6 protein-coding genes and 1 pseudogene are annotated in these 6002 nt (G+C 64.6%); 3 read left to right on the top strand and 4 right to left on the bottom strand.

Annotated elements, in window-relative coordinates; all coding sequences use genetic code 11:
* Positions 1–406 (bottom strand): acyl-CoA dehydrogenase family protein (locus RBT42_RS09715; RefSeq protein ID WP_320364558.1); only part of this gene is annotated, 406 nt, incomplete at its 3' end.
* Between the two features lie 110 nt (positions 407–516).
* On the opposite strand from RBT42_RS09715, the gene RBT42_RS09710 reads away from it, so the two are divergent.
* From RBT42_RS09710 to RBT42_RS09700, 3 genes and pseudogenes are all read left to right on the top strand, one after another.
* Positions 517–723 (top strand): LysR family transcriptional regulator, encoded by a 207-nt coding sequence (locus RBT42_RS09710; protein ID WP_320364556.1) that lies wholly within the window; start codon positions 517–519, stop codon positions 721–723.
* Between the two features lie 54 nt (positions 724–777).
* The gene (locus RBT42_RS09705) at positions 778–1443 is read left to right on the top strand and encodes a LysR substrate-binding domain-containing protein (RefSeq protein ID WP_320364554.1); all 666 of its coding nucleotides are present in this window, start codon (positions 778–780) and stop codon (positions 1441–1443) included.
* A 346-nt stretch (positions 1444–1789) separates the two neighbouring features.
* Positions 1790–2202 (top strand): annotated as a pseudogene (locus RBT42_RS09700) (DDE-type integrase/transposase/recombinase); the annotation flags it as partial.
* Positions 2203–2271: 69 nt separating this feature from the next.
* Here RBT42_RS09700 and RBT42_RS09695 read toward each other — a convergent pair.
* From RBT42_RS09695 to RBT42_RS09685, 3 genes are all read right to left on the bottom strand, one after another.
* On the bottom strand, positions 2272–4383 hold the full coding sequence (locus RBT42_RS09695; protein WP_320364552.1) for a TonB-dependent receptor: 2112 nt from the start codon (positions 4381–4383) through the stop codon (positions 2272–2274).
* Between the two features lie 119 nt (positions 4384–4502).
* Positions 4503–4967, bottom strand: a complete 465-nt coding sequence (gene nikR / locus RBT42_RS09690; RefSeq protein WP_320364550.1) for a nickel-responsive transcriptional regulator NikR — start codon at positions 4965–4967, stop codon at positions 4503–4505.
* Between the two features lie 38 nt (positions 4968–5005).
* Positions 5006–5899 carry a LysR family transcriptional regulator gene (locus RBT42_RS09685; protein ID WP_320364547.1) on the bottom strand — a complete coding sequence of 298 codons (894 nt, stop codon included), beginning with the start codon at positions 5897–5899 and terminating at the stop codon, positions 5006–5008.
* Between the last annotated feature and the right edge of the window lie 103 nt (positions 5900–6002).

The raw sequence follows: 6002 nt of genomic DNA, 5'->3' as shown, positions 1-6002 counted from the left end.
ACTCGCCGGTGCACAGCTTGGGCAGGTACTTGCGCTTGGTCGCTTCGGTGCCGAATTCGTTGATGGGCACCATCACCAGCGAGTGCTGCACGCTCATCATCGAGCGGTAGCCCGAGTCCACGCGCTCAACCTCACGGGCCACCAGGCCGTAGGACACGTAGTTCAGGCCCGAGCCACCGTATTCGGTCGGGATGGTCACGCCCAGCAGGCCCAGCTCGCCCATCTCACGGAAGATGGACGGGTCGGTCTTCTCGTGGCGGAAGGCTTCCAGCACGCGCGGGGCCAGCTTGTCCTGGCAGTAGGCGCGGGCTGCGTCGCGCACGGCGCGTTCGTCTTCGGTCAGTTGCTGGTCCAGCAGCAGAGGGTCATCCCATTGGAAAGCAGGGCGGGAGGTGGAGGCGCGCATCGGTGTCTTCGTTGAAAAGTAGGGATCGTGGTGCCAATGTACGAACCAGCAAGCTGCGTGGCAAACGATAATTTGGCACCCACTTGTGCCAATCCCTCACTCCTTTGACCATGCGCCGCAGCCTCCCCTCGACCACGGCCCTTGCCGCTTTTGAAGCGGCCGCCCGACATCAGAGCTATACGAAGGCGGCGCAAGAGCTGTCGGTGACGCAAAGTGCCGTGTGCAAGCAGATCACGGCGCTGGAAGACTATCTGGGCACCCAGCTGTTCAAGCGCGTGCGTCGCGGCATTGCCCTGACCGACGCGGGCGAGGCCTAGAGCCGCAAGATCGCACAGAGGCTCGATGAAATCGAACGGGACACGCTGGACGCGATGGCCGGCGGAGGTGACGGGGGGGCACTGGAGCTGGGCGTCGTGCCCACGTTCGCAACCAAGTGGTTGCTGCCCCGCCTGTCGGACTTCATGGCACGCCACCCCGGCATCACGCTGAACCTCACGGCACGCCCTCGCCCCTTCCTGCTCGATGACGCCCCGTTCGACGCCGCGATCGGGGTGTCCGAGCGCCTGTGGCCCGGCACGGAGGGAATTTTGCTCATGCGTGAGCAACTGGTGCCGGTGATCGGACCGGGCCTGTATGCGCAACACCGTGCCCGATCTGACGCCCGACGCAGCCAGGAAGTGGACTGGCAAACCTGCCCGCTGCTGCAACAAAGCACGCGCCCCTACGCGTGGCGTCACTGGTTCCAGTCTCGCGGGGTGCAGGTCGAGGCCGACATGAGCGGCCCGCGGATGGAGCTGACGTCGATGCTGATCGAGGCGGCCACCCATGACCTGGGCGTGGCCCTGGTGCCCACGACCTTGGTGGAGCGCGAACTGCACAGCGGCCAGCTCCGCCTGGCTTCGCCCCACCTGCAGCACAGCGATCGGAACTACTACCTGATGTGGCCCGAGCAGAAAGGATCGCCACGTGCCCTGATGCAGCTGAAAGACTGGCTGCAAGCGCAGGCAGCCCTGTACGAGCAAGACAGGCCGGTCTGACGGCCCCGGCCGGAACGGCCGGCAAGGTTGGTGGCGATGCGGCAAGGTCAAGCAGGCCAGACGCGTGGACGGTGCCGTCAAGGTAATCGGCGCCTTGCACGCCTATGGCGAACATTTCGACGCCCCCGGCTTCCAGCCGCTCGCACCCTGCCCCCTGATGCCCCGTCTCCGTCCGGCCGCGACCTACGACACCCTGCCCCAACGCTACAGGGATCGCTACAAATGGATGGTGCTCATCATCCTGGGACTCGGCACGGTGGCCGGTGTCTTGTGCCCCTCGGCCTTCAATGTGGCGGTGCCCGCGCTCGCCCAGCACTTCCAGCTCGGTCAGAATCAGGTGCAGTGCGCAGCCATTGAGTCCATTGCCGGCATGATCGGCTGCATGCCGCAGACGCGGCATACCTGGGTCAAGCAGCATGAGGTCGATGCAGGTGTTCGTGATGGGATTTCGACGGCAGAAGCCCAGCGCATCAAGTCCTGAAGGCCTTCGTCGATCAACACCGGGCGCAGCTTGGGGTCGAGTCGATCTGCCGTGTCTTGCGAATCGCCCCATCAGCGCATTGGCGCCATGCCCGCCTGATCGCGTCAACGGGCAGTTCCGTGCTGATCGACCCAATCAGCTGTGGGTCTCGGACTTCACCTACGTCGAGACCTGGCAGGGTTGGGTCTATGTGGCCTTCGTCATTGACGTGTTCAGCCGTCGCATCGTGGGCTGGCGCCAGAGCATGCGCCATGCACACCGACTTCGTGCTCGCGGCACCACCTGTGGGTCATCGCACCACCTCAGGCCAGTGCGCAGAGAGACTGTCGCGCCCCACATAGCGCCCGTCAGAAGTTGACCGTCAGCGTGAGACGGGCGGTGCGCGGTTCAGCCGGGTGGCTGTGGATGCCGCCCACACCGTCGGCCGGCTCGCCCGGCAGGCGCGAGACATAGTAATAGTCGATGTCGCTGGCTTTGCGGTTGAACAGGTTGAAGATGTCCAGCGACAGCTTGGTGTGGGCATTGAGTCGATAGCCAGCACGCAAATAGGCCAGGGTGGTGCCCTTGGAGTGCTGGCTATTGTCTTCGATCAATGGGCGGGGGCCAAAGTAGCGCATCTGGAACTGACCGAACCAGGGCCCCCACTGGGTGACCGTCGCCCCCAGGGACACCACGGTGCGCACCGAGCCCGGCACGTCGCGGCCCGCGTTGGGGGCATCGCCCTGAGGCCGATCAAAGCGAGCTTGCGAGAAGGCAATGTCGCCATCGAGCATGAGCCAGTCCGAGGCCACGTAGTGGTTGTTGAACTCGATGCCGTAGCGGTGGCTGCCGCCGCTGGCTTCGGTCTCGCCCGCATCCCCCACGAACACCAACTCCGAGCCAAGCTGGAGTTGCCACAAAGCCAGCGAACTTTGCAGGCCCGGGATGATTTCGGTGCGCACACCGATTTCACTGCCACGCGTGCGCACCAACGGCACGGCGGCCGAGGTGTCGTCGCGCACGCCGGTGTCCGGGTTGATGCGAGCGGTGACGCGGGCCGTCACCCCGCGTGCGTCGTTGCTGTGAAAACCCCAGCCGGTGTTGATGAAGTATTCGGTCTTGTGCCAAGGCCCCAGGATCAGCGAGAGCTTGGGGCTGTTGATCATCGCGTGGCGCTGGCCGCTGTTGTCGGCGATAGAGGACGTCACATCGAAGTCGAAGCGATCGCTGCGCAGGCCCGCGACCGAGCGCAGCCACGGCAGCCAACGGGTGTCGTTTTCCGCGAAGACGCCCCAACCCGTCTCGCGCACCCGGCTTTCCTGGGTCACATCGGTGCGCCCCCCACCCTCTGCGCGGTACAGCCCCACCGGGGCGAGGCGGTCGTGCCGGACCTGCGCGCCGACCTTGTTCGTCATCTCCAGGCCACCCCAGTCGACATTCCAGCTGCGCGCCGTGTGGGCACCGTAGGTCTGCCGGCGCTCGGCCTGCTCGAACTGGTCACCCTGGACCGGATCGTCCAGGTAGTAGGTGAAGTTGGAGAACAGGTTCAGACGCGACGCAATCGCGTAGGCGTTGAACTGCCAGTCGCCATCCGGGAGCGCCTGAGTACGTTGGTAGGACAGGCTGCTGCGTTGCGTGCGGCCGTGGTCGGAGGGGTCGATGGCGCCAAAGCGCCCAATCAGGCCCGCATCGACAGCGCGCTGCGGCACCTGGTCCGTTGCGTCCCACTGGGCGGTGTAGGCCATGGCCGTGAGCGACTGGCGCACACCGCCCTCGTTCAGGCTGTAGCGCAGCACGCCATTGAGGCGCTTGAAGTGTTGAGGGTGGTCCCAGGGGCCGTTGTTGTGGGCCGCTTCGACGGCATACAGCAGGTGACCGGCTGACAAGGCCGTCGAGTGGGCGACCAAGGCGCGCTGATACGCATTGGCGCCCAGGGTGAGAGAGGCCTGCCCCTGGCCCAGCGTGTCGGCCAGGCGGATGCGCGCCGAGCCGGCCGAGGCGAAGTCCCCCTCGTCAGCGTAGTACGGCCCCTTGCGGTAGTGGATGCGCTCCACCAACTCAGGGATCAGCCAGTTCAGGTCGGTGTAGCCCTGTCCGTGCGCATGGGTGGGCATGTTGGCGGGCATGCCATCCACGAAGGTGGCAAAGTCGGTGCCGTGATCGAGGTTGAAGCCGCGCAGATAGTACTGGTTGGCCTTGCCATCGCCGCTGTGCTGCGAGACGATCAGCCCAGGCACGAACTCCAGCACCTCGGCCGGGCGCAAGGTGGGGCGGTTCTCCATGAGCTTGCGGTTGACCACGCCAGCGCTGGCAGCCTCGCTGCTGCCGACGGCATTGCTGTAGTTGCCGGTGACCGCGACGAGCGGGAGCACCGCATCGGGCTCTGCCTCGGAGGCGCCTTCGGCATGACAAGGCTGGAGGGCCAGGAGCGCCAGCGTGAGAGCGATCAGGCAGTTCAGGCGACGAACGGAGTACGGCATGGGTGGCCCTGGTGTATGAGGAATTTGAAAGTCATCATACTCGCGTGGACTCAAGACCCCCATACGCCACTTGGCGTATCTGCGGGGGCGGTGTCCGGCCGAATCGACCGGCAGCCGATTCAGGCGATCGGCTTGACGTGGGTGTGCCGCTGGCCGCCGGCCTCGTGGCGGTGGTGCTCATGCACGTCGACGCCGATGAGGTTCAACTTGCCGTGCAGCACGCCTTTCTCCGCGCACAAAGCGTCGGCAAACCGTTGCACAGCCGAGGTCGGCCCTTTCAGCAGCACCGTCTCGATGCAATGCTCATGGTCCAGGTGAGCGTGCATGGTGGACAAGGTCAGATCATGGTGAGCGTGTTGCAAACGGGTGATGCGCTCACCCAGGTCGCGCTCATGGTGGTTGTACACATAGGACAGGCACGCGACGCAGGGCCCCTCGGGCATCGTTCGCACGCGATGGCGATCCATCTCGGCCCGAACCATGTCGCGGAAAGCCTCGGAGCGGTTGGCGTAGCCTCGCTGGGCGATCCAGGAATCGAACTCCTGGGCCAGATGGTCATCGATGGAGATGGTGAAGCGTTCCATGTGTGTCGCCTGAACAAGGGTGGGGGATGGCCTGCGGCTCAAGCCAGGTGGGCCGAGCGACGGGCCAACTCGACGAAGGCCTTGACGTAATCGATCTCGGTGTCGGCCTCGCGGATGCCGAGGTGAATCTGCTTGGCGATGCCCTTGGCACCCAGTCGCACCGGCACCACGTTCATCCTCTGCGCGTACTCCTGCACCAGCCAGCGCGGCAAGGCGGCCACGCCTCGCTGGCTGGCCACCATCTGCAGCATGATGTCCGTGGTTTCGATGGCCTTGTGGCGCTTGGGCGCGATGCCGGCCGGCATCAGGAACTGGGTGTAGATATCCAGCCGATCGGTGGGTACCGGGTAGGTGATCAGCACCTCGTTCGCCAAGTGTCTGGGATTGACCTGGTTGGCCCCCGCCAAGGCGTGGTTGGTGCTGACCACCAGCACCTGTTCGTAGTCGAACACCGGCTCGAAGTGCAGACCGGGCTTGTACAGCGGGTCCGGGGTCACCAGCATGTCGATCTCGTAGCCAAACAGCGCGCCGATGCCGCCAAACTGGAACTTCTGCTTCACGTCCACATCAACATCGGGCCAGGCGGCCAGATAGGGCGAGACGATCTTGAGCAGCCATTGGTAGCACGGGTGGCACTCCATGCCGATGCGCAAGGTGCCGCGCTCTCCCTGCGCGAACTGACGCAGACGCTCTTCGGCCAAGGTCAGCTGCGGCAGCACCCGATTGGCCACGGCCAGCACGTACTGCCCCGCCTGCGTCAGTCGCAGGCTGCGGCCTTCGCGCAACCAGATGTCGGTGCCGAGTTGCTGCTCCAGTTTCTTCATCGAGTGGCTGAGGGCCGACTGTGTGACGCACAGCACCTCGGCAGCGGCTGTCAGCGAGCCTTGCTTTTCAACCTCCTGGACGATGGCCAGGTGCATGCGTTCCAACATGATGAATGAGTAAATCTCATGGTTTGTTGAATTAATACCATTTTACTTCATGCTCCTGCATCCTTAACCTTGCGGCCATTGTTGAACCCACCCCCCGAATTGA

The sequence above is a fragment of the Aquabacterium sp. genome (genome assembly GCF_034003525.1).
Taxonomy (GTDB): domain Bacteria; phylum Pseudomonadota; class Gammaproteobacteria; order Burkholderiales; family Burkholderiaceae_C; genus Aquabacterium.
This window is presented reverse-complemented; position numbering and strand designations above follow the sequence as displayed.

Excerpts from the sequence above, each read along its gene's own strand:
- RBT42_RS09695 (WP_320364552.1), bottom strand. The coding sequence starts at position 4,383 with ATGCCGTACTCCGTTCGTCGCCTGAACTGCCTGATCGCTCTCACGCTG.
- RBT42_RS09710 (WP_320364556.1), top strand. The coding sequence starts at position 517 with ATGCGCCGCAGCCTCCCCTCGACCACGGCCCTTGCCGCTTTTGAAGCG.
- RBT42_RS09685 (WP_320364547.1), bottom strand. The coding sequence starts at position 5,899 with ATGTTGGAACGCATGCACCTGGCCATCGTCCAGGAGGTTGAAAAGCAA.
- RBT42_RS09705 (WP_320364554.1), top strand. The coding sequence starts at position 778 with ATGGCCGGCGGAGGTGACGGGGGGGCACTGGAGCTGGGCGTCGTGCCC.
- nikR (WP_320364550.1), bottom strand. The coding sequence starts at position 4,967 with ATGGAACGCTTCACCATCTCCATCGATGACCATCTGGCCCAGGAGTTC.